Annotated in this window: 20 protein-coding genes and 4 tRNA genes; 5 read left to right on the forward strand and 19 right to left on the reverse strand. The window is 68.6% G+C overall.

The window, feature by feature from the left end; translation table 11 throughout:
- Positions 1 to 199 precede the first annotated feature (199 nt).
- The 10 genes from ACZ6BB_RS12945 to ACZ6BB_RS12990 form a co-directional block, all read right to left on the reverse strand.
- The gene (locus ACZ6BB_RS12945; RefSeq protein WP_086747317.1) at positions 200 to 4,099 is read right to left on the reverse strand and encodes a DNA-directed RNA polymerase subunit beta'; all 3,900 of its coding nucleotides are present in this window, start codon (positions 4,097 to 4,099) and stop codon (positions 200 to 202) included.
- Between the two features lie 103 nt (positions 4,100 to 4,202).
- Positions 4,203 to 7,688 carry a DNA-directed RNA polymerase subunit beta gene (rpoB, locus tag ACZ6BB_RS12950; protein ID WP_471615265.1) on the reverse strand — a complete coding sequence of 1,162 codons (3,486 nt, stop codon included), beginning with the start codon at positions 7,686 to 7,688 and terminating at the stop codon, positions 4,203 to 4,205.
- Between the two features lie 646 nt (positions 7,689 to 8,334).
- Positions 8,335 to 8,718 (reverse strand): 50S ribosomal protein L7/L12, encoded by a 384-nt coding sequence (rplL, locus tag ACZ6BB_RS12955; protein WP_107118189.1) that lies wholly within the window; start codon positions 8,716 to 8,718, stop codon positions 8,335 to 8,337.
- A gap of 120 nt (positions 8,719 to 8,838) precedes the next feature.
- The gene (gene rplJ, locus ACZ6BB_RS12960) at positions 8,839 to 9,369 is read right to left on the reverse strand and encodes a 50S ribosomal protein L10 (RefSeq protein ID WP_020113849.1); all 531 of its coding nucleotides are present in this window, start codon (positions 9,367 to 9,369) and stop codon (positions 8,839 to 8,841) included.
- Positions 9,370 to 9,661: 292 nt separating this feature from the next.
- Complete coding sequence (locus ACZ6BB_RS12965) at positions 9,662 to 10,594, reverse strand: SCO4651 family lipoprotein (protein ID WP_471615266.1); 933 nt, start codon at positions 10,592 to 10,594, stop codon at positions 9,662 to 9,664.
- 180 nt (positions 10,595 to 10,774) lie between these two features.
- Complete coding sequence (rplA, locus tag ACZ6BB_RS12970; protein ID WP_184904681.1) at positions 10,775 to 11,500, reverse strand: 50S ribosomal protein L1; 726 nt, start codon at positions 11,498 to 11,500, stop codon at positions 10,775 to 10,777.
- A 106-nt stretch (positions 11,501 to 11,606) separates the two neighbouring features.
- Positions 11,607 to 12,041, reverse strand: a complete 435-nt coding sequence (gene rplK / locus ACZ6BB_RS12975) for a 50S ribosomal protein L11 (RefSeq protein ID WP_020132675.1) — start codon at positions 12,039 to 12,041, stop codon at positions 11,607 to 11,609.
- Positions 12,042 to 12,221: 180 nt separating this feature from the next.
- On the reverse strand, positions 12,222 to 13,097 hold the full coding sequence (nusG, locus tag ACZ6BB_RS12980; protein WP_471615267.1) for a transcription termination/antitermination protein NusG: 876 nt from the start codon (positions 13,095 to 13,097) through the stop codon (positions 12,222 to 12,224).
- A gap of 77 nt (positions 13,098 to 13,174) precedes the next feature.
- Positions 13,175 to 13,465, reverse strand: a complete 291-nt coding sequence (gene secE, locus ACZ6BB_RS12985) for a preprotein translocase subunit SecE (protein WP_471615268.1) — start codon at positions 13,463 to 13,465, stop codon at positions 13,175 to 13,177.
- 114 nt (positions 13,466 to 13,579) lie between these two features.
- A tRNA-Trp gene (locus ACZ6BB_RS12990) sits at positions 13,580 to 13,652 on the reverse strand.
- A 251-nt stretch (positions 13,653 to 13,903) separates the two neighbouring features.
- On the opposite strand from ACZ6BB_RS12990, the gene ACZ6BB_RS12995 reads away from it, so the two are divergent.
- Complete coding sequence (locus tag ACZ6BB_RS12995) at positions 13,904 to 15,130, forward strand: pyridoxal phosphate-dependent aminotransferase (protein ID WP_471615269.1); 1,227 nt, start codon at positions 13,904 to 13,906, stop codon at positions 15,128 to 15,130.
- A 120-nt stretch (positions 15,131 to 15,250) separates the two neighbouring features.
- Positions 15,251 to 16,291 (forward strand): adenosine deaminase, encoded by a 1,041-nt coding sequence (locus ACZ6BB_RS13000; RefSeq protein WP_471615270.1) that lies wholly within the window; start codon positions 15,251 to 15,253, stop codon positions 16,289 to 16,291.
- A 9-nt stretch (positions 16,292 to 16,300) separates the two neighbouring features.
- Here the strand turns inward: ACZ6BB_RS13000 and ACZ6BB_RS13005 are convergent, their stop codons facing one another.
- From ACZ6BB_RS13005 to ACZ6BB_RS13030, 6 genes are all read right to left on the reverse strand, one after another.
- Positions 16,301 to 17,356 carry a UDP-N-acetylmuramate dehydrogenase gene (locus ACZ6BB_RS13005; protein ID WP_471615271.1) on the reverse strand — a complete coding sequence of 352 codons (1,056 nt, stop codon included), beginning with the start codon at positions 17,354 to 17,356 and terminating at the stop codon, positions 16,301 to 16,303.
- A gap of 75 nt (positions 17,357 to 17,431) precedes the next feature.
- Positions 17,432 to 17,860: a MaoC family dehydratase gene (locus ACZ6BB_RS13010; RefSeq protein ID WP_471615272.1), complete on the reverse strand. Its 429-nt coding sequence runs from the start codon at positions 17,858 to 17,860 to the stop codon at positions 17,432 to 17,434.
- A 7-nt stretch (positions 17,861 to 17,867) separates the two neighbouring features.
- Positions 17,868 to 18,320 carry a MaoC family dehydratase N-terminal domain-containing protein gene (locus tag ACZ6BB_RS13015; RefSeq protein WP_275456588.1) on the reverse strand — a complete coding sequence of 151 codons (453 nt, stop codon included), beginning with the start codon at positions 18,318 to 18,320 and terminating at the stop codon, positions 17,868 to 17,870.
- Positions 18,321 to 18,471: 151 nt separating this feature from the next.
- The gene (rpmG, locus tag ACZ6BB_RS13020) at positions 18,472 to 18,636 is read right to left on the reverse strand and encodes a 50S ribosomal protein L33 (protein WP_003948671.1); all 165 of its coding nucleotides are present in this window, start codon (positions 18,634 to 18,636) and stop codon (positions 18,472 to 18,474) included.
- A gap of 91 nt (positions 18,637 to 18,727) precedes the next feature.
- Positions 18,728 to 18,800, reverse strand: a tRNA-Met gene (locus tag ACZ6BB_RS13025).
- 46 nt (positions 18,801 to 18,846) lie between these two features.
- A tRNA-Thr gene (locus ACZ6BB_RS13030) sits at positions 18,847 to 18,919 on the reverse strand.
- Positions 18,920 to 19,282: 363 nt separating this feature from the next.
- On the opposite strand from ACZ6BB_RS13030, the gene ACZ6BB_RS13035 reads away from it, so the two are divergent.
- Complete coding sequence (locus ACZ6BB_RS13035; protein ID WP_471615273.1) at positions 19,283 to 20,551, forward strand: amidohydrolase family protein; 1,269 nt, start codon at positions 19,283 to 19,285, stop codon at positions 20,549 to 20,551.
- 190 nt (positions 20,552 to 20,741) lie between these two features.
- On the opposite strand, the gene ACZ6BB_RS13040 is transcribed toward ACZ6BB_RS13035, so the two are convergent.
- The gene (locus tag ACZ6BB_RS13040) at positions 20,742 to 21,773 is read right to left on the reverse strand and encodes a hypothetical protein (protein ID WP_471615274.1); all 1,032 of its coding nucleotides are present in this window, start codon (positions 21,771 to 21,773) and stop codon (positions 20,742 to 20,744) included.
- 120 nt (positions 21,774 to 21,893) lie between these two features.
- Here ACZ6BB_RS13040 and ACZ6BB_RS13045 point away from each other — a divergent pair, with 120 nt between their 5' ends.
- On the forward strand, positions 21,894 to 22,550 hold the full coding sequence (locus tag ACZ6BB_RS13045) for an SDR family oxidoreductase (protein WP_471615275.1): 657 nt from the start codon (positions 21,894 to 21,896) through the stop codon (positions 22,548 to 22,550).
- 25 nt (positions 22,551 to 22,575) lie between these two features.
- Here ACZ6BB_RS13045 and ACZ6BB_RS13050 read toward each other — a convergent pair whose 3' ends face one another.
- On the reverse strand, positions 22,576 to 22,782 hold the full coding sequence (locus ACZ6BB_RS13050; RefSeq protein ID WP_471615276.1) for a hypothetical protein: 207 nt from the start codon (positions 22,780 to 22,782) through the stop codon (positions 22,576 to 22,578).
- A gap of 99 nt (positions 22,783 to 22,881) precedes the next feature.
- A tRNA-Tyr gene (locus ACZ6BB_RS13055) sits at positions 22,882 to 22,963 on the reverse strand.
- A 166-nt stretch (positions 22,964 to 23,129) separates the two neighbouring features.
- Between ACZ6BB_RS13055 and ACZ6BB_RS13060 the strand changes: the two genes are divergently transcribed.
- A complete protein-coding gene (locus ACZ6BB_RS13060; RefSeq protein ID WP_059079085.1) occupies positions 23,130 to 23,618 on the forward strand; it encodes a YajQ family cyclic di-GMP-binding protein in 489 nt (162 codons plus the stop codon).
- Positions 23,619 to 23,651 lie beyond the last annotated feature (33 nt).

Here is a 23,651-nt window from a genome sequence, read left to right on the forward strand (position 1 = left end):
GCTGCCACGACGGGTTCGACACGAGAAACACTCCCCCGGACTGGTTGTTCCTCCATGATGCTCCAACGCCCGCCCCCGAGCACGGGTTCCCCGCCCCGGTTCTGTTGCGGTTCTGCCACACCGAACACCCGTACCCACGCCGAAGGGGCGGCCACCCAAAGGTGACCGCCCCTCAGCTCAAGCAACTACAACCGCTCGCCTACTGGTTGTACGGACCGTAGTCGTAGTCCTCCAGCGGGACGGCCTGGCCGGAGCCCGTGCCGAACGGCGAGTAGTCGATGTCGTCGTAGCCGACGGCCGAGTACATCGCGGCCTTGGCCTCCTCGGTCGGCTCGACCCGGATGTTGCGGTACCGGGACAGACCCGTACCGGCCGGGATGAGCTTACCGATGATGACGTTCTCCTTGAGGCCGATGAGGCTGTCGGACTTGGCGTTGATCGCCGCGTCCGTCAGGACTCGGGTCGTCTCCTGGAAGGAGGCGGCCGACAGCCAGGATTCCGTCGCCAGCGAGGCCTTGGTGATACCCATCAGCTGCGGACGACCGGAGGCCGGGTGACCGCCCTCCTGGACCACACGACGGTTCTCGGTCTCGAACTTCGAGCGCTCGACCAGCTCACCGGGCAGCAGCTCGGCGTCGCCGGACTCGATGATCGTCACGCGGCGCAGCATCTGCCGGATGATGATCTCGATGTGCTTGTCGTGGATCGACACACCCTGCGAGTTGTAGACCTTCTGGACCTCGCCGACCAGGTGGACCTGGACGGCACGCTGACCCAGGATGCGCAGCACGTCGTGCGGGTTGGTGGCACCCACGGTGAGCTTCTGGCCCACCTCGACGTGCTCGCCCTCGCTCACCAGCAGACGGGCGCGCTTCGAGATCGGGAACGCCGTCTCGTCGCTGCCGTCGTCCGGCGTGATGACGATCTTCTTGGTCTTCTCGGTCTCCTCGATGCGGACGCGACCGGCCGCCTCGGAGATCGGGGCGACACCCTTCGGCGTACGGGCCTCGAAGAGCTCGACGACACGCGGCAGACCCTGCGTGATGTCGTCACCGGCCACACCACCGGTGTGGAAGGTACGCATCGTCAGCTGGGTACCGGGCTCACCGATGGACTGGGCGGCGATGATGCCGACCGCCTCACCGATGTCGACCAGCTTGCCGGTGGCCAGGGAGCGGCCGTAGCACATGGCACACGTGCCGACCTTGGACTCACAGGTCAGGATCGAGCGGGTCTTGACCTCCTCGACACCGTGGTGCACGAGCTGGTCGATGAGCACGTCGCCCAGGTCCACGTTGGCCGGCGCGATCACCTTGCCGTCGATGACGACGTCCTCGGCGAGCATGCGGGCGTAGACGCTGGTCTCGACGTCCTCGGCCTTGCGCAGGACCCCGGTCTCGTCCTTCGAGGCGATCCGCAGCTTCAGACCGCGCTCGGTGCCGCAGTCCTCCTCGCGGATGATGACGTCCTGCGAGACGTCCACCAGACGACGGGTCAGGTAACCCGAGTCGGCGGTACGCAGGGCGGTGTCCGCCAGACCCTTACGGGCACCGTGCGTGGAGATGAAGTACTCAAGGACGGACAGGCCCTCGCGGAAGGACGCCTTGATGGGACGCGGGATCGTCTCGTTCTTGGCGTTCGACACCAGACCACGCATACCGGCGATCTGACGCATCTGCATCATGTTTCCGCGGGCACCCGAGTCGACCATCATGAAGATGGGGTTCGTCTTCGGGAAGTTCGCGTTCATCGCCTCGGCGACCTCGTTGGTCGCCTTGGTCCAGATCGCGATGAGCTCCTGCGTGCGCTCTTCCTTGGTGATCAGACCGCGCTCGTACTGCTTCTGGACCTTCTCGTCCTGCGCCTCGTACCCGCGGACGATCTCCTTCTTCGCCTCGGGAACGACGACGTCGGAGATGGCCACGGTGACACCGGAACGGGTCGCCCAGAAGAAGCCGGCCGCCTTCAGGTTGTCGAGCGTCGCCGCCACGATGACCTTGGGGTAGCGCTCGGCCAGGTCGTTGACGATCTCGGAGAGCTGCTTCTTGCCCACCGAGTAGTCGACGAACGGGTAGTCCTCGGGCAGCAGCTCGTTGAAGAGCGCACGGCCGAGCGTGGTCTTCAGACGGAAGCTGTCACCCTGCTGCCACTCCGGCTCGCCCTCCTCGCGCGCCGGCGGCATCCAGCCGCGCGGCGGGATGGTGCCCACCGGGAAGCGGATGTCCACCTGGGACTGCAGCGCCAGCTCGCCGGCGTCGAACGCCATGATCGCCTCGGCCGTGGAGGCGAACGAGCGCCCCTCGCCCTTGGTGTCACGCAGCTCGCCGTCGGTGGTGAGGAAGAACAGACCGAGGACCATGTCCTGGGTCGGCATCGTCACCGGACGGCCGTCGGCGGGCTTGAGGATGTTGTTCGAGGACAGCATCAGGATGCGGGCCTCGGCCTGCGCCTCCGCGGAGAGCGGCAGGTGCACGGCCATCTGGTCACCGTCGAAGTCCGCGTTGAACGCGGTGCAGACGAGCGGGTGGATCTGGATGGCCTTGCCCTCGACCAGCTGCGGCTCGAAGGCCTGGATGCCGAGGCGGTGCAGGGTGGGAGCACGGTTCAGCAGCACCGGGTGCTCGGCGATGACCTCTTCGAGGACGTCGTACACGACGGTGCGGCCGCGCTCCACCATGCGCTTGGCGCTCTTGATGTTCTGCGCGTGGTTGAGGTCCACGAGCCGCTTCATCACGAACGGCTTGAACAGCTCCAGCGCCATGGCCTTCGGCAGACCGCACTGGTGCAGCTTCAGCTGCGGACCGACGACGATCACGGAACGCGCGGAGTAGTCCACACGCTTGCCGAGCAGGTTCTGACGGAATCGACCCTGCTTGCCCTTCAGCATGTCGCTGAGGGACTTCAGGGGGCGGTTGCCGGGGCCGGTGACCGGACGGCCACGACGGCCGTTGTCGAACAGCGCGTCGACGGCCTCCTGGAGCATGCGCTTCTCGTTGTTCACGATGATCTCGGGCGCGCCGAGGTCGAGAAGCCGCTTCAGTCGGTTGTTCCGGTTGATCACACGGCGGTACAGGTCGTTCAGGTCGGAGGTCGCGAAGCGGCCACCGTCCAGCTGCACCATCGGGCGGAGGTCCGGCGGGATGACCGGCACGCAGTCCAGCACCATGCCCTTGGGGCTGTTGCTGGTCTGCAGGAACGCGGAGACGACCTTGAGGCGCTTGAGCGCACGGGTCTTCTTCTGGCCCTTGCCGGTGCGGATGATCTCGCGGAGGCGCTCGGCCTCCTCGTCCAGGTCGAAGGACTCCAGGCGCTTCTGCAGCGCCGCGGCACCCATCGAGCCGTCGAAGTACGTGCCGAAGCGGTCACGCAGCTCGCGGTAGAGGAGCTCGTCGCCCTCCAGGTCCTGGACCTTGAGGTTCTTGAAGCGGGTCCACACCTCGTCGAGACGGTCGATCTCGCGCTGCGTACGGTCGCGCAGCTGCTTCATCTCACGCTCGGCGCCCTCGCGCACCTTGCGGCGCACGTCGGCCTTGGCGCCCTCGGCCTCCAGCTCGGCCAGGTCGGTCTCGAGCTTCTTGGCGCGGGCCTCCAGGTCGGCGTCCCGGCGGTTCTCGACCTGCTGACGCTCGACGGAGACGTGGGCCTCCAGCGAGGGCAGGTCGCGGGTGCGGCGCTCCTCGTCGACGTACGTGATCATGTACGCCGCGAAGTAGATGACCTTCTCCAGGTCCTTCGGGGCGAGGTCGAGCAGGTAGCCCAGCCGCGACGGGACGCCCTTGAAGTACCAGATGTGGGTGACGGGAGCGGCAAGCTCGATGTGGCCCATCCGCTCACGGCGCACCTTGGCGCGAGTGACCTCGACGCCACAGCGCTCACAGATGATGCCCTTGAAGCGGACACGCTTGTACTTGCCGCAGTAGCACTCCCAGTCCCGGGTCGGACCGAAGATCTTCTCGCAGAAGAGTCCGTCCTTTTCGGGCTTGAGCGTGCGGTAGTTGATCGTCTCGGGCTTCTTGACCTCGCCGTGGCTCCACTGACGGATGTCGTCAGCGGTGGCCAGACCGATCCGGAGCTCGTCGAAGAAGTTGACGTCGAGCACTATGCGTCAATCCCTCTCAGGGTTGTAAGTCATGGGGTCTGATACGGGGGTCCTGGGGCCGGCGGCCTTCATGCTTCTCGCGGTGAAGGCCGCCGGACTCCCGTCAGACCTCTTCGACGCTGCTCGGCTCGCGCCGGGACAGGTCGATGCCAAGCTCCTCCGCAGCGCGGAAGACGTCCTCGTCGGTGTCGCGCATCTCGATGGACATGCCGTCCGAGGACAGCACCTCCACGTTGAGGCACAGGGACTGCATCTCCTTGATGAGCACCTTGAAGGACTCGGGGATGCCGGGCTCGGGGATGTTCTCGCCCTTGACGATGGCCTCGTAGACCTTCACGCGGCCGGTCACGTCGTCGGACTTGATGGTCAGCAGCTCCTGGAGGGCGTACGCGGCGCCGTAAGCCTCCAGCGCCCACACCTCCATCTCACCGAAGCGCTGGCCACCGAACTGAGCCTTACCACCCAGCGGCTGCTGGGTGATCATCGAGTACGGGCCGGTCGACCGGGCGTGCAGCTTGTCGTCGACCAGGTGGTGGAGCTTGAGGATGTACATGTACCCGATCGAGATCGGGTCCGGGAACGGCTCACCGGAGCGGCCGTCGAACAGCCTCGCCTTACCGGTCGGCTGCACCATGCGCTCGCCGTCGCGGTTCGGGATGGTGTGCTGGAGCAGACCGGCCAGCTCGTCCTCGCGGGCACCGTCGAAGACCGGGGTCGCGACGTTGGTGCCGGGGGCGACGGAGTCGGCGCCGATGACCTGCAGACGCTTCGCCCAGTCGTCGGCCAGACCGGAGACGTCCCAGCCGCGGCTGGCGAGCCAGCCGAGGTGGATCTCCAGCACCTGTCCCGGGTTCATTCGGGACGGCACGCCGAGCGGGTTGAGGATGATGTCGACCGGGGTGCCGTCCTCCAGGAACGGCATGTCCTCGATCGGCAGGATCTTGGAGATGACACCCTTGTTGCCGTGTCGGCCGGCGAGCTTGTCACCGTCGGTGATCTTGCGCTTCTGCGCCACGTACACGCGCACCAGCTGGTTCACACCGGGGGGAAGCTCGTCGCCCTCCTCGCGGTCGAAGACGCGGACGCCGATGACCTTGCCGATCTCGCCGTGCGGCACCTTCAGCGAGGTGTCACGGACCTCACGGGCCTTCTCACCGAAGATCGCGCGGAGCAGCCGCTCCTCGGGGGTCAGCTCGGTCTCACCCTTGGGCGTGACCTTGCCGACGAGGATGTCACCGGCGACGACCTCGGCACCGATACGGATGATGCCGCGCTCGTCGAGGTCGGCGAGGACCTCCTCGGAGACGTTCGGGATGTCCCGGGTGATCTCCTCGGGGCCGAGCTTGGTGTCACGGGCGTCGACCTCGTGCTCCTCGATGTGGATCGAGGAGAGGACGTCGTCCTGCACGAGGCGCTGCGACAGGATGATCGCGTCCTCGTAGTTGTGACCCTCCCACGGCATGAACGCCACGAGCAGGTTCTTGCCCAGCGCCATCTCGCCGTTCTCGGTGGCCGGACCGTCGGCCAGGACCTGGCCCTCGATGATCCGGTCGCCCTCGTTGACGATGACCTTCTGGTTGACCGAGGTGCCCTGGTTGGAGCGGGCGAACTTGGCCAGGCGGTACGTGATGTACGTGCCGTCGTCGTTGGTGGTGGTGATGTAGTCGGCGGAGACCTCCTGGACCACACCCGCCTTCTCGGCCTTGACCACGTCGCCGGCGTCGACGGCGGAGCGGTACTCCATGCCGGTGCCGACGAGCGGGGACTCGCTCTTGATGAGCGGCACGGCCTGACGCATCATGTTCGCGCCCATGAGGGCACGGTTGGCGTCGTCGTGCTCCAGGAAGGGGATCATGGCGGTCGCGACCGACACCATCTGGCGCGGCGAGACGTCCATGTAGTCGACGTCGTCACCGGGGACGTAGTCGACCTCGCCGCCACGGCGGCGGACCAGGACGCGGTTCTCGGTGAAGCGCAGGTCGTCGTCGAGCGTGGCGTTGGCCTGCGCGATGACGAACCGGTCCTCCTCGTCGGCCGTCAGGTAGTCGACCTCGTCGGTGACGACACCGTCGGTGACCCGGCGGTAGGGCGTCTCCACGAAACCGAACGCGTTGACGCGGCCGTAGGAGGCGAGCGAGCCGATCAGACCGATGTTCGGGCCTTCGGGCGTCTCGATCGGGCACATGCGGCCGTAGTGCGAGGGGTGCACGTCACGGACTTCGAAGCCGGCCCGCTCACGGGACAGACCACCGGGACCCAGCGCCGAGAGACGACGCTTGTGCGTCAGACCCGACAGCGGGTTGTTCTGGTCCATGAACTGCGACAGCTGGCTGGTGCCGAAGAACTCCTTGATGGAGGCGACGACCGGCCGGATGTTGATCAGGGTCTGGGGCGTGATCGCCTCGACGTCCTGGGTCGTCATGCGCTCGCGGACGACACGCTCCATACGCGCCAGACCCGTACGGACCTGGTTCTGGATGAGCTCGCCGACGCTGCGCAGACGACGGTTGCCGAAGTGGTCGATGTCGTCGGTCTCGACGACGATCGTCTGGCCGTTGTCGGCGGCCGTCTCGGTCTCGCCCGCGTGCAGCTTCACCAGGTACTTGATCGTCGAGATGACGTCCTCGACGGTCAGGACGCCCGCGTCGAGCGGAGCCTCCGCACCCAGCTTCTTGTTGACCTTGTAGCGGCCGACCTTCGCGAGGTCGTAGCGCTTCGGGTTGAAGTACAGGTTCTCCAGAAGCGTCTGCGCGGCCTCACGCGTGGGGGGCTCGCCCGGACGCAGCTTGCGGTAGATGTCGAGCAGCGCGTCGTCCTGCCCCTGGGTGTGGTCCTTCTCCAGGGTGGCGCGCATGGACTCGTACTCGCCGAACTCCTCCAGGATCTGCTCGGTGGTCCAGCCGAGGGCCTTGAGGAGGACGGTCACGGACTGCTTGCGCTTGCGGTCGATACGCACACCGACCATGTCGCGCTTGTCGATCTCCATCTCCAGCCAGGCACCCCGGGACGGGATGATCTTGGCGGAGAAGATGTCCTTGTCGGACGTCTTGTCGATGGAGGAGTCGAAGTAGACACCCGGCGAACGGACCAGCTGCGACACGACGACACGCTCGGTGCCGTTGATGACGAAGGTGCCCTTGTGGGTCATGAGCGGGAAGTCGCCCATGAAGACCGTCTGGGACTTGATCTCGCCGGTCTCGTTGTTGGTGAACTCGGCGGTGACGAAGAGCGGGGCCGCGTACGTGAAGTCGCGGTCCTTGCACTCGTCGATGCTGTTCTTCGGCGGCTCGAAACGGTGGTCGCGGAACGTCAGCGACATCGACCCGGAGAAGTCCTCGATCGGGGAGATCTCCTCGAAGATCTCCTCCAGACCGGACTTGGTGGGGACGTCCTGTCCGTTCTCCAGAGCCTCCTCGACCCGACTCTGCCAGGCGGTGTTGCCGAGCAGCCAGTCAAAGCTCTCGGTCTGCAGCGCGAGCAGGTTGGGAACCTCGAGAGGCTCCTTGATCTTTGCAAAAGAGATGCGCAGCGGGGCAGTGCTGGCGGCGGGGTTCGTATTCGCGGTCGAGGCGTTGCGCGAGGCGGCCAAGAGGGGGTCCTTCCGAGGGCTCGGACTCACTACGCGCGTACCGGCCCCTCTTATGCGCAAAGAGAGCAGGCTGTTCCTGATCTGACCAAAAGGCCAGGTCGGGAATGGTCTGTTCGTCGATGCTCAAGCGAGGGCATGCCCCTGGTGACGGGCAGGGGACAGCTAACAGGCAGCGCAAAGGGTCAGTGTAGCCACTTGGCACACTGATGTCCAGTGCGGGTTTTTTGAGACCCTCGTTGTTCTCGACACCTACGCAAGCCCACGCCCTCAACGCACGTTGATACTGCCCTCTTCGCCGTCGATCCATGCCTCGGAGTTCGGATCGGTGTGACGACGCGTCCTGAGAATTGCGCGCTGCGTGCAGTTCGTCAAGGCCCCGCATGCCCGATCCCGGTGCCGCGATCGTCACTCGCGGCTCGCCACCTGGGGTGTCGGAGGCACGACGAAGATCACCATACTCGTCGGCACCGACAGTGCAAGGCAGCCGTCCGCCGACGTCCCGGAACGCCGAAAGGCGACCACCCAGTTGGGTGATCGCCCTTCGGTACGTTCGCGTTACAGCCTCGAACAAGTTTTTGATACTTGTCTCGAAACCGTGCCGCACGGATCCTCGCGGATCCAGGAGAGCCGGCGAACCGGCTCGGCCTTACTTGACCTCGACGGAGGCGCCGGCGGCCTTGAGGGACTCGGCAGCCTTCTCGGCGGCCTCCTTGGCGACCTTCTCGAGAACGGGCTTCGGGGCGCCGTCCACGAGGTCCTTGGCCTCCTTCAGGCCCAGCGAGGTCAGCTCACGCACGACCTTGATGACCTGGATCTTCTTCTCGCCGGCGCCGGTGAGGACGACGTCGAACTCGTCCTGCTCCTCAGCGGCCTCGGCCGGGGCGCCGGGGACGGCGGGGCCGGCAACGGCGACGGCCGCGGCGGCGGTGACGTCGAACTTCTCCTCGAACGCCTTCACGAACTCGGAGAGCTGGATGAGGGTCATGCCCTCGAACTCGGCGAGCAGTTCGTCCTGGGTGAGAGCCACGATGGCTTCCTTCCACTAATTCGGCTGGTGCCGGGATGTACATGTCTGGCGGGCGTACGACGGCCCGCTACGACCGCTTCCGGAGGCGGACTGCCTCAGGCGGCGGTCATTTCGCGAGCCGAGTTACTCGGCACCGCCCTGCTCTTCTTGCTTGGCACGAAGCGCGTCCACGGTGCGGACGAGCTTCGAGGGAAGCGCCTGGAAGAGCTGCGCAGCCTGGGACTGCTTGCCCTTGAAGGCACCCGCCAGCTTGGAGAGCAGAACCTCGCGGGACTCGAGGTCCGCGAGCTTCTTGATCTCGTCGGCGGACAGCGCCTTGCCGTCAAGGACACCGCCCTTGATGACGAGGTTCGGGTTGTCCTTGGCGAAGTCACGAAGACCCTTCGCCGACGTCACCGGGTCACCGGTGATGAAGGCGACCGCCGTCGGACCGTTGAACAGGTCGTCGAGCGTCGAGATCCCGGCCTCGTTGGCCGCAATCTTGGTCAGCGTGTTCTTCACCACGGCGTACTGGGCGTCCTCACCGAGTGAACGACGCAGCGTCTTGAGCTGCGCCACGGTGAGACCCCGGTACTCGGTCAGCACGGCGGCGTTCGAGCTACGGAACTGCTCCGTGAGCTCGGCCACCGCGGCAGCCTTGTCGGGCCTTGCCATAGAGCGTCGGCCTCCTTCCGGGTGATGAGGACCGCTCAGAAGGGGCTGGGGAAAACGAAACGCCCCGGCGCAGGCGCACGGGGCGTGGCTCGACCGGACGAATCCCGTACGAGACGGAACCGGACCAGGAGCAACTTCCACAGTCACCTGCGCGGGTCGTCCGCAGTTCAGCGGATCCTTCGGCCACCGCGCCCTCTTGTGAGCACACGGCAACGACCAGCGGTCTTTGGCTTCCTCGGAAGAGTACGGGACCGTGTCCCTGTCGGGCAAATCCGCTCCCGGAGGCCGCAGCTCAGCCCCCTCCGGCCCCGTCCACCCGCTCGGCGAGGTCGACCGTGTCCTCGGCCGCCGGGGTCTCGACGGTCACCGGGCGGTCGACGTCCAGGAGGGTGACGGTCAGGTCGAGCGGCCCTCCGTCGACCGTGCGCCCCTCCTGCAGGGCGTAGGTCTCGCCCCTGAGCCGGTACCGCTTGGCCCGGCCGTCGTCGTCGACCCACAGGTCCACGGTGAGCGTCTCCTCGATGCCCAGCATCATGAACTGGTCCAGACTGGTCGTCCGCATCTCCCGGGTCGCCTTGTCCCGGGCGGCCGTCTGGGCGGCCCGCAGGCTCTTCGTGGTGACCGTGCCCCGGTAGTGCGTGGTCCCGCTGCCCTCGACCCTCTCGGCACCGACCTCGCTGACCTTCTTCGCGCCGGTGAGGAGCGTGGACTGCGCGAGCGGGCTCGCCTCCAACGGACCGGGCAGGACGCGGTACGTGTTGTTCTCCGCCGCCCCGCGTCCCCAGACGGCCGGCCCGGCGCTGATCCACTTCTTGTCCGCGGGGGCGCCGACGGCGGCCGCGTCCCCCTCGGCGTAGATCACCCCGTCGGCGAACCGCACCGCCAGGGCCTTGTCCTCGCTCGGGCCCCACCCGGTCAGTTCCATGCGCATCGCGGTCGGCCGCGCGGTCATCGCCGCCTCGGCCCGTATCTTCCCGTGCTCCGGCAGGGTCCCCGTCACCCGGTAGCGCAGCGACGCGATGTCCGCCGTCCGCTCCGCGGCCCGGGCCACGGCCTCCGCGGGCGTTGCGGGCTTCGCCTCGGCCTCCGCGGGCGTCTCAGGCTTCGCCTCGGCCTCCGGCCCCGCCTCCGTGCCGCAGGCGGTGGCACCGCCCAGCAGCGCGGCCACGACGGCGATGCCGACCGCTCTGCGACGACGTACGGAGCCCTGTGCGGCCAACCTCATCTGTCCCCCTGGAACCTCACGCCCCACCCGTGTGGGACGGCAGGGACACTAGCGCCGACGGACGGCGCCTGTCGTGCGCCTTCAGGGCCCACGCAGAAGACGAGCCCCGCAGCCTCGAAAGGCTGCGGGGCTCGTCCTCGGGCTGTGCGACCGCGACGCGGCTGCCGGTGAGCGTCAGGCTCAGACGGCGGCCGGGTCCTCCTCGACGAGGAGGTTGCGGGTGCGGTTGGAGTCGACCGGAATGCCGGGGCCGATCGTGGTGCTGATCGCGGCCTTCTTGATGTAGCGACCCTTGGCGGCCGACGGCTTCAGACGGAGGATCTCCTCCAGCGCCGCGGCGTAGTTCTCCACCAGCTTGGTGTCGTCGAACGACGTCTTGCCGATGATGAAGTGCAGGTTCGAGTGCTTGTCGACGCGGAACTCGATCTTGCCGCCCTTGATGTCGTTGACGGCCTTCACGACGTCCGGGGTCACGGTGCCGGTCTTGGGGTTCGGCATGAGACCACGGGGACCGAGCACGCGGCCGAGGCGGCCGACCTTGCCCATGAGGTCCGGGGTGGCGACGACGGCGTCGAAGTCCAGACGGCCCTTCGCCACCTCGTCGATCAGTTCGTCGGAGCCGACGATGTCGGCGCCGGCGGCGGTCGCGGCCTCGGCACGGTCACCGGTCGCGAAGACCAGGACCCGGGCGGTCTTACCGGTGCCGTGCGGGAGGTTCACGGTGCCACGGACCATCTGGTCGGCCTTGCGCGGGTCGACACCCAGACGGAAGGCGACCTCGACGGTGCCGTCGAACTTGGACGTGGAGGTCTCCTTGGCGAGACGGACGGCCTCGAGCGGGGCGTAGAGCTTGTCCCGGTCGACCTTGGCGTCCGCAGCGCGGAGAGCCTTGCTGCGCTTGCTCACAACTGCTCCTGTGTGTTCTTGAAAAGGAGTCGTGGTACGGGCCGAGCAGGCCCTGCCACGCGCGGCCGCCGTGTACGGCTGCCGCGAGGTTCTACGAAGGTGGGACTCAGCCCTCGACCGTGATGCCCATGGAACGGGCGGTGCCGGCGATGATCTTCGACGCGGCGTCCAGGTCGTTGGCGTTGAGGTCGGGGAGCTTGGTCGTGGCGATCTCACGGACCTGCGCCTCGGTGATCTTGGCGACCTTGGTCTTGTGCGGCTCGCCGGAGCCCTTCTCGACACCCGCGGCCTTGAGGATCATCTTCGCGGCCGGCGGCGTCTTGGTGATGAAGGTGAAGGAGCGGTCCTCGTAGACCGTGATCTCCACCGGGATCACCCAGCCACGCTGCGACTCGGTCGCGGCGTTGTAGGCCTTGCAGAACTCCATGATGTTGACGCCGTGCTGACCGAGCGCGGGGCCGACCGGCGGGGCGGGGTTCGCCGCACCGGCGTTGATCTGGAGCTTGATGAGCCCCGTGACCTTCTTCTTCTTGGGAGGCATTGCTCTCCGGGTCCTTTCGATTCGAGTGCGCCCTCATCCAGGTCGCGTCCCGGATGAAGGCATACCGCACAACGATAACGGGTATGGATGCGCGGCCAAAAACCGAGCAGGTCAGACAAGCTTTTGACAGCCCGTCTGACCTGGTCGGAAGCGGTGGTCCAGGAAGGAGCCGGTGGCCGGCTAGTTCTTCTGGATCTGGTCGAACGACAGCTCGACCGGCGTCTCGCGGCCGAAGATCTCCACGAGACCCTTGACCTTCTTCGAGTCCGCGTTGATCTCGTTGATGGTCGCCTGCAGCGTGGCGAACGGGCCGTCCGTGACGGTGACCGAGTCGCCGACCTCGAAGTCCAGCACCTGGACCTCGACCTTGCGGGCGGGAGCCGGCTTGCCCTCGGCCTCGGCGGCCTCACGGGCGGCCTTCTCCTCGGCCTCCGGCGCGAGCATCTTGACGATCTCGTCCAGGGTCAGCGGGTACGGGTCGTAGGCGTTGCCCACGAAGCCGGTGACGCCGGGGGTGTTGCGGACGACGCCCCAGGACTCGTTCGTCAGGTCCATGCGGACGAGGACGTAGCCGGGGAGCTTGTTCTGGCGGATCGTCTTGCGCTCGCCGTTCTTGATCTGCGCGACCTCTTCCTGCGGCACCTCGGCCTGGAAGATGAAGTCCTCGACGTTCAGCGAGACGGCACGCTGTTCCAGGTTGGTCTTCACACGGTTCTCGTAACCGGCGTACGTGTGGATGACATACCACTCGCCGGGCAGGGCCCGCAGTTCCTGACGCAGGGCCTCGACGGGGTCGACCGGCTCGGTCTCCTCCTCGACGGCCTCTTCGGCGTCCTCGTCCTCGGAGCCCTCGACGTCGGAATCCTCGACGTCGGAGTCGTCCTCGACGTGCACGGCCTCTTCCTCGGCCGGCTCCCCCGCCTCGGCCTCGGCAGCCTCGACCTCGTCGACGCCGTCCTCGGAGTCTGCTCCCTCGACGATGTCGAGTTCGTCATCCACGGACTCGGCACCTTCACCGCGAGGCTCCATGGCGTCCTTCAGGTTCGGGTCAGACACGTGGCTGCTTCTTCCTGGATCATGGGGGTGGAACATGCGAAAAGGGGCGCCAAGTCACGGCGCCCTTCGCTTTCGGCTCAGCCGCCGAAGACGTACTTGGCGGCCTTGTCTAGGCCGAAGTCAATCACAGTGACAAGACCGATCATGATGACGACGAAGACGATGACCACCGAGGTGTAGGTCGTCAGCTGGGAGCGGGTCGGCCAGACGACCTTCCGCAGCTCCGCGATGATCTGGCGATAGAAGAGCGCGAGGCGCTTCAGCGGGCCCTTCTTGGCACGCTTGCCGCCCTTGCGGGTCTTCTTCTTGTCCTCGGGCACCTCGTCCTGGGCATCAGGCGTGTCGATGGAGCCCACGGCGTCCGTCATTCATCCTCACCTGATTCCGGTCCGGGTCGTGGCCGTGCCGCGCCCGGTCTGAGCCGCACGGCGGAACATTGCTGTACGTACATGCGCACACATCCTGGCGTGAGGAGTGTGTAGCAGGGCCGGAGGGACTTGAACCCCCAACCGCTGGTTTTGGAGACCAGTGCTCTACCAATTGAGCTACGACCCTTTGCGGTTCTCCACCAACGTACCGCATCCGAGCGAGTGCACGGTGTGCACCTGACGGGCGCGGCCGGTGAAGACCAACGAGGACAGAGCATACGTGGTCCGAGGGCTGTCGTCGAACAGAAAGCGTCCGTAGGGACGTTGCCCGCCGAAGATCGACCGTTTCCGGCCGCGGATACGGACGGTTGTTCCGTCGCTGTTCAGTCTGTGAAACCCGCGTGCCCGGCGCGTTTCCGGTCTGGAACGATGGGGCCCATGAGCCCTGCAACCCCTCCCACCGAGCGCCGGGTCTCCGCGCGCATCGGCGCGATCTCCGAGTCCGCCACCCTCGCCGTGGACGCCAAGGCGAAGGCCCTCAAGGCCGCTGGGCGTCCGGTGATCGGCTTCGGCGCCGGTGAGCCCGACTTCCCGACCCCCGACTACATCGTCGAGGCGGCCGTCGAGGCCTGCAAGAACCCGAAGTACCACCGGTACACGCCGGCCGGCGGTCTGCCCGAGCTGAAGGCCGCGATCGCCGCGAAGACCCTGCGCGACTCCGGCTACGAGGTCGACGCGTCGCAGGTCCTCGTGACCAACGGCGGCAAGCAGGCCATCTACGAGGCCTTCGCCGCGATCCTCGACCCGGGCGACGAGGTCATCGTCCCCGCGCCGTACTGGACGACGTACCCGGAGTCGATCCGTCTCGCCGGCGGTGTCCCGGTCGAGGTGGTCGCCGACGAGACCACCGGCTACCGGGTCTCCGTCGAGCAGCTGGAGGCGGCCCGCACCGAGAACACGAAGGTGCTGCTCTTCGTCTCCCCCTCCAACCCGACCGGCGCGGTCTACACGCGCGCGCAGATCGAGGAGATCGGCCGCTGGGCCGCCGAGAAGGGCCTGTGGGTCCTGACCGACGAGATCTACGAGCACCTGGTCTACGGCGACGCGGAGTTCCACTCGCTGCCGGTGGTCGTGCCCGAGCTGGCCGACCGGACCATCGTCGTCAACGGTGTCGCGAAGACGTACGCGATGACGGGCTGGCGCGTGGGCTGGGTCATCGGCCCGAAGGACGTCGTGAAGGCCGCGACCAACCTGCAGTCGCACGCCACGTCGAACGTCTCCAACGTGGCCCAGGTCGCCGCGCTGGCCGCCGTCTCCGGCGACCTGTCGGCCGTCGAGGAGATGAAGGAGGCCTTCGACCGGCGCCGCAAGACGATCGTGCGGATGCTCAACGAGATCGACGGCGTGTTCTGCCCGGAGCCCGAGGGCGCGTTCTACGCCTACCCCTCGGTGAAGGACCTGGTGGGCAAGGAGATCCGGGGCAAGCGCCCGCAGGACACGGTCGAGCTGGCCGCGCTGATCCTGGAGGAGGCCGAGGTGGCGGTCGTCCCGGGCGAGGCCTTCGGTACCCCCGGCTATCTGCGGCTGTCGTACGCCCTGGGTGACGAGGATCTCGTCGAGGGTGTCTCCCGTATCCAGAAGCTCCTGGCGGAGGCCCGGGACTGAGGTCCGTGGCAGGGGGCCGTCCACCGATTCCGGTGGGCGGCCCCCTGTCGTTCGTGCGAGCAAGACCACGTTCGAGGATTCCGCTACCGGGACGGCACGGGCGTGCGGCAGGATCGGGCGATGGAGCGTGTACGTGATCTCTCTGAACTGCCCAAGGCCCATCTGCATCTGCACTTCACCGGGTCGATGCGGCCCACGACCGTGCTGGAGCTGGCCGACAAGTACGGGGTACGGCTGCCCGAGGCGCTCGCCGAGGCGCTGACCGGCGGGGAGCCGCCGAAGCTGCGGGCGACGGACGAGCGGGGGTGGTTCCGGTTCCAGCGGCTGTACGACGCGGCGCGCTCGTGTGTCAGAGGGCCCGAGGACATCCAGCGGCTGGTGCGGGAGGCCGCGGAGGAGGACGTGCGGGACGGCTCGGGCTGGCTGGAGATCCAGGTGGACCCCACGTCGTACGCGCCCCGGCTGGGCGGCCTGATCCCGGCGCTGGAGGTCATCCTGGACGCGGTGGACACGACCGTGCGGGAGACCGGGCTCGGGATGCGGGTGGTGGTGGCCGCGAACCGGATGAAGCACCCGCTGGACGCGCGCACGCTGGCCCGGCTGGCGGTGCGGTACGCGGACCGGGGCGTGGTCGGCTTCGGGCTCTCCAACGACGAACGCCGGGGCATGGCGAGGGACTTCGACCGGGCCTTCGCGATCGCGCGCGAGGGGGGTCTGCTGTCGGCGCCGCACGGCGGTGAGCTGACCGGCCCGTCGTCGGTGCGCGACTGTCTGGACGATCTGCACGCCTCGCGGATCGGGCACGGCGTGCGCGCGGCGGAGGACCCGCGGCTGCTGCGGCGGCTCGCGGACCGGGGCGTGACGTGCGAGGTCTGCCCCGCCTCGAACGTGGCGCTCGGTGTCTACGAGAAGCCCCAGGACGTCCCCCTGCGCACTCTGTTCGATGCCGGTGTGCCGATGGCGCTCGGCGCGGACGACCCGCTGCTGTTCGGCTCCCGCCTCGCGGCCCAGTACGAGATCGCCCGGCACCATCACGGTTTCACGGACGCGGAACTGGCGGAGCTGGCCCGCCAGTCGATCCGGGCGTCGGCGGCGCCGGAGAGCGAGCGGGCGAAGCTGCTGTCCGGGGTGGACGACTGGCTCGCCCGCCCGGTCGGCTAGCGGCTCCGGTCAGAGGCTGACGCCGACCGTCACCGGCTCGTTGACCAGGGTGATGCCGAAGGCGTCCCGGACTCCGCTCACGACCTCGCGGGCCAGCGCGAGCAGGTCCTCGGTGGTGGCCGCGCCCCGGTTGGTGAGGGCCAGGGTGTGCTTGGTGGAGATCCGGGCCGGGCCGGTGCCGTACCCCTTGGTGAACCCGGCCCGGTCGATCAGCCAGGCGGCGGAGGTCTTGGTGTGCCCGTCGCCGGCGGCGTACGCGGGCGGGCTCACGTCGTCCCCGAGCCGCTCCCGCACGCGCGCGTGGAACGCGGCGAACTGCTCGTCGTCGAGGATCGGGTTGGTGAAGAACGACCCGGCGGACCAGGTGTCGTGGTCCTCGGGGTCGAGGACCATGCCCTTCCCGGCGCGCAGCTTCAGCACGGTCTCGCGGGCCCGGGCCAGGGGCACCCGGTCGCCGGGCTCGACACCGAGCGTGCGGGCCGTCTCGGCGTACTTGACCGGTCCCGACAGGCCGCCGGCGTCCTCCAGTTCGAACCGGACCCGCAGGACGACGTACCGCTCGGGTTCGTCCTTGAAGCGGCTGTGGCGGTACGAGAAGGCGCACTCGGTGTTCGGGACGGTGACCGTCTCGCGGGTGCGGCGGTCGTAGGCGACGACCTCGGTGATGGTGGAGGCGACCTCCTGGCCGTACGCCCCGACGTTCTGGATCGGGGTGGCGCCCGCGGAGCCGGGGATGCCGGCCAGGCACTCGATGCCGGCGAGCCCGGCCTCGACGGTCCGGGCGACCGCGTCGGTCCACACCTCGCCGGCGGCCAGTTCCAGCCGTGTCCCGTCGAGCGCGAAGCCCTTCGTGGCGACGACCAGCGCGGTCCCGGCGAAGCCCTGGTCCCCGATCACCAGGTTGGAACCGCCCCCGATGAGCAGCAGCGGCGTACCGGTGTCGTCGGCCTCGCGGACGGCGGCGATCACCTCGTCGTCGGTGGTCGCGGTGATCAGCCGGCGCGCGGGCCCGCCCAGCCGGAAGGTGGTCAGCGGGGCGAGGGGGGCGTCGTGGAGTTCCTGCACGGGCTCAAGAGTACGAGACCCCCGCACCCGGGAGGGGCGGGGGACCGTAGGGGTGCGGCTCGGCCGCGCGGGCGGTCAGGCCAGTCGTACGACCGCCCGGGACATGCCGAGGACCTTCTGGCCGGCGCTCATGGCCGTGAGGTCGACGCGGACGGTGTTGTCGTCGAGCTTGGCGCCGATCTTGGCGCTGACCTCGATGGTGGCGCCCTCGTCGTCGTCGGGGACGACGACGGGCTTGGTGAAGCGGACGCCGTACTCGACGACCGCGCCCGGGTCGCCGGTCCAGTCGGTGACGACGCGGATCGCCTCGGCCATGGTGAACATCCCGTGCGCGATGACGTCCGGGAGGCCCACCTCCTTGGCGAACCTCTCGTTCCAGTGGATCGGGTTGAAGTCGCCGGAGGCGCCCGCGTACCGGACGAGGGCGGCGCGGGTCACGCCGAAGGTCTGCGCGGGCAGTTCAGTGCCGACCTCGACGTCGTCGTAGGAGATCTTGGCGGTCATCGGATCCTCACGCCCCCTCGGCCGCGCGGGCCACGAGCTTGGTCCAGGCGGTCACGACGTGTTCGCCGGACTCGTCGTGGACCTCGCCGCGGATGTCCAGGATGTCGTTGCCCGCCAGGGACTTGATCGCCTCGATGGTCGAGGTGACCGTGAGGCGGTCACCGGCGCGCACCGGGCGCTTGTGGGCGAACTTCTGGTCGCCGTGCACCACCCGGCTGTAGTCGAGGCCCAGCTGGGGGTCCTGGACGACCTGTCCGGCCGCCTTGAAGGTGATCGAGAACACGAAGGTCGGCGGGGCGATCACATCGGCGTACCCGAGTGCCTTGGCGGCCTCCGGGTCGGTGTAGACGGGGTTGGTGTCCCCCACGGCCTCAGCGAACTCGCGGATCTTCTCCCGGCCGACCTCGTAGGGGTCGGTGGGCGGGTAGGAACGCCCCACGAAGGACTGGTCGAGCGCCATCGGCTCGGCACCTCCTGGTTGCTCGGCGGATATGGCGGTACGGCGGTACCGACGCGGGGGTACGGATACGGCGGTACTGACCGGTACGGGTCGTGCAACGACGCGAGGCCGCCCCCGATCTCTCGGGGACGGCCTCGCGTACGAGCCTGATTTATCGCGTTTCGCGGTGCGCGGTGTGCGCGTTGCAACGCGGGCAGTGCTTCTTCATCTCCAGTCGGTCCGGGTTGTTACGCCGGTTCTTCTTGGTGATGTAGTTCCGCTCCTTGCACTCCACGCAGGCCAGCGTGATCTTCGGGCGGACGTCGGTGGCAGCCACGTGAGTGCTCCTTGACGAACGGATGGGACAGGGTTTAACGCATAGAAGAGTAGCCGATCGAAGGACCGACCCCGCAATCGGCTACTGTCCGTAGCGGTGACCGGACTTGAACCGGTGACACAGCGATTATGAGCCGCTTGCTCTACCGACTGAGCTACACCGCTTTGATGCGAGCAGCTCCCGCCTTGCGGCGGGAACCATTCACACCAGAGCCCCAATACGGAATCGAACCGTAGACCTTCTCCTTACCATGGAGACGCTCTGCCGACTGAGCTATTGGGGCGAGCGATGAAGACATTACACGCCCCACCGCCGATCGCCCAAATCCGTTTCCCCGCCCGCATCCATGGGTCGTCCGCCCGTCGCGCACCGGTCGGAGCGCCGGTCGGCGCACCGCTCCATCGGCGATCTTCCGGGGGTCGTCGGACCGCCGTCCGGAGCGGTCGGCCGCGCCGCTCCCGAGCCGTTCACCCAGGCCACGCGGGCCCCACGCGCCCCGTCGCCACCGGCTCTCCCCGGCGCTTCCCGGCGCTCCTCCGGCAGGTGAGGCACACCGGTACGACTATTGCGCTCCTCCGCGACGGGGAGGTGCGGCCCGCCTAGGCTCGACTCACTCTGCGTGATCTTGTGTCCCCCGGGGAGTGCGATGCCCGACAGCCAGCCGCAGCCGTCCCCCTCCTCCTCCGGCCCGCCGTCCGGCCCGGACGAGGCAGGCGTCCTGCTGCTGTGCGGGGCGCGGCTGACCGACGGCCGGGTGGTGGACGTGCGGCTGGGCGGCGGGCGTATCGAGGCGGTCGGCACGGCGGGCAGCCTGGGCGCGGGACCCGCCGCGTCCGGGACGCCCGCCACCCGGGTGAACCTCGGCGGCCATCTGCTCCTGCCGGCCCCCGTGGAGCCGCACGCCCACGGCGACACGGCCCTGTCGGCCGACTTCGAGGGCCCGGTCCCCTACGACGGCCAGGACGTCCAGCGGCGGGCCACGGAGGCCGCGCTGCTGCAGCTCGGGCACGGCGCCACGACGGTCCGCTCGCATGTGCACGTGGGCGACGTCCAGGGTCTGGAGGCGCTGGCGGCGGTGCTCCGGGCGGGGCAGACACTGCGCGGCCTCGCGGAGCTGACGACGGTGGCGATGCCCCGGGTGCTGACCGGGGTGGCCGGCGCGGACGGGCTGGCGATCCTGCGGGACGCGGTGAAGATGGGCGCCTCGGTGGTCGGCGGCTGCCCGGATCTGGACCCGGATCCCACCGGATACGTGGAGGCGGTCCTGGAGATCGCCTCCGAGCACGGCTGCCCGGTCGACCTGCACACCGACGGCGACGACCCGGCCCGCCTCGCCCGGCTCGCGGCCATGGCGGGCGGTCTACGGCCGGGCGTCACGCTGGGCCCGTGCGGCGGGCTGGCCCGTCTTCCCGCGCAGGCCGCCGCCCGGGCCGCCGACCAGCTGGCGGCGGCCGGCGTGACCGTCGTCTGCCTCCCGCAGGGCGGCTGCGGCACCGTGGACGGCCGGGAGACCGCCCCCGTACGGCTTCTGCGGGCGGCCGGGGTGCGCGTCGCGGCGGGCAGCGGGGCGCTGCGGGACGTGTCGAACCCCGTCGGGCGCGGGGACCCCTTGGAGGCCGCGTTCCTGCTCGCCTCCCGGTACGGGCTGCGGCCCGAGGAGGCGTTCGACGCCGTCAGCGGGGTGGCGCGCGCGGGTCTCGGTCTGCCCGAGGTGCGCGTCGAGGCCGGCTTCCCCGCCGAACTGCTCGCCGTGCGCGGCACCCGGCTCGCGGGAGTGCTGTCGCTCGGATACAGCCGCGTCGTCGTGCACCGGGGGCGCGTGGTGGCGCGCACCAGCGCGGTACGGGAGTACTGCGGCTCGGCGACGGGCGCTGCGGGGGCGGCGGTGGATCTGCCGCGGCAGGGGCGGGGGTGAAGGGCCGTACGCCCGTACCCGGGCGTACGGCACGCGCGCGTGGAGGTTCTCCCGCTCCTGGCGCGCGTGCCCGCGAGGGTGGGTGCCCGCTCCCCCGTACGGGTGCACTCCCCCGTGCTGCCGTCTCCCCCGTGCTGTCGTCTCCCCCGTGTGCTCGGCTCGCCGGTGGGTTCGGTGCTCGCCGGTGTGATCAGACGCCGAACAGACCGCCGCCGAACGGGTCGCTGAACTCGTCGACCGGGATCTCGGCCGCGCCCTTGGGCGCGCTGACGTCGCCGGCCTTGCCGAAGGTGAGGACCAGGGGGGCCTTGGCGCCCTTGGGGTCGTCGGCGAGGGCGGCGAGGTCGGTCTCGATACGGGTCAGGTCACCGTTCTTGAGGGTGAAGTCGACAGCGACGTTCTTGTCGGGGGCGTCCTTCATGTCCTTGGCCGTGGGGAGTTCGGCTCCCGGCGGCAGCTCGCCCTCCAGCGGCTGGAGCTTGTCGACGATGCCGGTGAGCAGGTCGCGGAAGTTGGCCTTGGCGGTGACGACCTCGGTGCCGTCCTTGCCGTCCTTGGTCTTGAAACCGACCTCGCGGGCGAAGACACCACGCACGGCGTCGAGGATCTTCTTCTGGGTCTTGGCGTCGATGTCGTCGGAGCCGCCCGAGCCGGTCCCCTCGTCCCCGGCGGCGTCCTGCAGCTCGGCGGTGTTCACCTTCACCCAGTCGCCCTCCAGAGCCGGCCGCAAGTGCCGCTCGCTCTCGGGGAGTTCGTCGGCGGTCGGGAACGGAATGCCCATCGCGTCGCCCATGGCCTCCATGTCGGCGCGGTAGTACGTGTAGTCGCCGACGACCCGGTACTCGACGAGCACACCGTCGTGGCCGGAGATCTTCATGCCCATTCCGGCGATGTCCTTCTCGCCGGACTCGGCCAGCGGCTTCTTCGACCTGACCGACACGTCGACGCGCAGGCCGGTGAAGAACTCCGTCATCTCCGGCGGCATCTCCTCGCTGTCCTCGCCCATCAGCGCGGTGAGGTCGTCCGGGTCGGCGTCGAGCCGCATCCCGAAGGCCAGCGACTTCTGCTCGCCCAGCCGTTCGACGGCGCTGTCGACCTTCTGACCCGCGGTGAGGTTCTCGACGGTTCCGCACGCGGCCGCCGTGACGAGCACGGCCGCCGCGCAGCCGGCACCGGTGAAGGCACGGCGTACGACGTTCTTGTTGCGCGTGGCTGTACGCATGGCGGTGATGTTTCCCCCCGTGGTTCCGGTGTCCGCCGGCACGGCGAACATGGGTGAGACGCCCGGGACGGCCGGATGGTTGTGCGGCGGACGCGTCCGTTCGGGCGTACGGTCGGAGTCATGCGCATTGTCATCGCCGGAGGTCATGGTCAGATCGCGCTGCGGCTGGAGCGACTGCTCGCCGCACGTGGTCACGAGGTCGCGGGGATCATCCGCCGCGCCGAGCAGTCGGACGATCTGCGCGCGGCCGGTGCCGAACCGGTGCTGTGCGATCTGGAGTCGGCGTCGCTCGAGGAGGTCGCCGCGCATCTGCGGGGCGCGGACGCCGCCGTGTTCGCGGCGGGCGCCGGACCGGGCAGCGGGGCGGGCCGCAAGGACACGGTCGACCGCGGGGCCGCGGTCCTGTTCGCCGATGCCTCGGTGCGCGCGGGCGTGCGCCGTCATCTCGTCGTCTCGTCGATGGGTGCGGACCCGGCGCACGAGGGCGACGAGATCTTCGACGTCTACCTGCGGGCCAAGGGCGAGGCCGACGCGTACGTACGCGGTCTGGAGGCGCTGGACTGGACGATCCTGCGCCCCGGCATGCTGACCGACGACGCCGGCACCGGCCTCGTCCGTCTGGAGGCGTCCACGGGCCGCGGCCCCGTCCCGCGCGACGACGTGGCCGCCACCCTCGCCGAACTCCTGGACACCCCGGCGACCGCCGGTCTGACCCTGGAACTCATCAGCGGCTCGGTGCCCGTGTCCGTGGCCGTGAAGTCGGTGGCGGGCAACTGAGGCACCCGCGGGGGTTTCCCGGGCTTCAGAACAGCGGCAGCTGACCGGGGAATTCGGGCACGACGTACCCGTCGAGCGCGGGCTGGGCCGCTCCGATCAGGGCCTGCCTGCGCGACCCGGGGCACGACACCAGATCCCCACCCGCTCCGGGCGGATCGTGCCGCGCGAACCGCCCCGCCACGACGGCGATCTCACGACGGCACTCGGGGCAGTTCCTACGACGCGATGACATGCGGTCAGTGTGCCCGGCCGGACTGACACTCCCCGGACACGCACACACGAAGAAGCCCCTCCGGACTGCTTGCACAGTCCGGAGGGGCTTCCCTCCACGTGGCGGCGCCAGGATTCGAACCTGGGTAGGCATAGCCGACGGATTTACAGTCCGTTCCCATTGGCCACTCGGGCACACCGCCTGGGATGCTGCCCTTCGAACCGCTTTTCGGCGGTGCTCTGTGGCAACGACGTAAACGATACCTGATGCCCGGGGGTGCTCCGCCACCTGATTGATCAGTACTCGTGGCGGCCGGGGTGGCTAGGCTTGTCGCCCCCCGACACCTCGATTTCAAGGAGCCACAGCACATGGCCGACTCCAGTTTCGACATCGTCTCGAAGGTCGAGCGGCAGGAGGTCGACAACGCCCTCAACCAGGCCGCCAAGGAGATCTCGCAGCGCTACGACTTCAAGGGCGTCGGCGCCTCGATCTCGTGGTCCGGCGAGAAGATCCTGATGGAGGCGAACTCCGAGGACCGGGTCAAGGCCATCCTCGACGTCTTCCAGTCCAAGCTGATCAAGCGCGGGATCTCCCTGAAGTCGCTGGACGCGGGTGAGCCCCAGCTGTCCGGCAAGGAGTACAAGCTCTTCGCGTCGATCGAGGAGGGCATCTCCCAGGAGAACGCCAAGAAGGTGGCGAAGATCATTCGCGACGAGGGTCCCAAGGGCGTCAAGGCCCAGGTCCAGGGCGACGAGCTGCGCGTCAGCTCCAAGAGCCGGGACGACCTGCAGGCCGTGATCAGCCTCCTCAAGGGCAAGGACTTCGACTTCGCGGTGCAGTTCGTCAACTACCGGTGATCATCCCTGGGTGGACGGTGAACGGCTGAGGTG

This window comes from Streptomyces sp. NPDC041108 (assembly GCF_055592645.1).

What these genes read in the sequence shown, in the direction of transcription:
- rplJ (WP_020113849.1), bottom strand. Translation starts at nt 9,369, where the DNA reads ATGGCAAGGCCCGACAAGGCTGCCGCGGTGGCCGAGCTCACGGAGCAG.
- ACZ6BB_RS13045 (WP_471615275.1), top strand. Translation starts at nt 21,894, where the DNA reads ATGCGCATTGTCATCGCCGGAGGTCATGGTCAGATCGCGCTGCGGCTG.
- ACZ6BB_RS12965 (WP_471615266.1), bottom strand. Translation starts at nt 10,594, where the DNA reads ATGAGGTTGGCCGCACAGGGCTCCGTACGTCGTCGCAGAGCGGTCGGC.
- ACZ6BB_RS13000 (WP_471615270.1), top strand. Translation starts at nt 15,251, where the DNA reads ATGGAGCGTGTACGTGATCTCTCTGAACTGCCCAAGGCCCATCTGCAT.
- ACZ6BB_RS13060 (WP_059079085.1), top strand. Translation starts at nt 23,130, where the DNA reads ATGGCCGACTCCAGTTTCGACATCGTCTCGAAGGTCGAGCGGCAGGAG.
- ACZ6BB_RS13040 (WP_471615274.1), bottom strand. Translation starts at nt 21,773, where the DNA reads ATGCGTACAGCCACGCGCAACAAGAACGTCGTACGCCGTGCCTTCACC.
- secE (WP_471615268.1), bottom strand. Translation starts at nt 13,465, where the DNA reads ATGACGGACGCCGTGGGCTCCATCGACACGCCTGATGCCCAGGACGAG.
- ACZ6BB_RS13035 (WP_471615273.1), top strand. Translation starts at nt 19,283, where the DNA reads ATGCCCGACAGCCAGCCGCAGCCGTCCCCCTCCTCCTCCGGCCCGCCG.
- ACZ6BB_RS13050 (WP_471615276.1), bottom strand. Translation starts at nt 22,782, where the DNA reads ATGTCATCGCGTCGTAGGAACTGCCCCGAGTGCCGTCGTGAGATCGCC.
- rplK (WP_020132675.1), bottom strand. Translation starts at nt 12,041, where the DNA reads ATGCCTCCCAAGAAGAAGAAGGTCACGGGGCTCATCAAGCTCCAGATC.
- ACZ6BB_RS13015 (WP_275456588.1), bottom strand. Translation starts at nt 18,320, where the DNA reads ATGGCGCTCGACCAGTCCTTCGTGGGGCGTTCCTACCCGCCCACCGAC.
- ACZ6BB_RS13010 (WP_471615272.1), bottom strand. Translation starts at nt 17,860, where the DNA reads ATGACCGCCAAGATCTCCTACGACGACGTCGAGGTCGGCACTGAACTG.
- ACZ6BB_RS12995 (WP_471615269.1), top strand. Translation starts at nt 13,904, where the DNA reads ATGAGCCCTGCAACCCCTCCCACCGAGCGCCGGGTCTCCGCGCGCATC.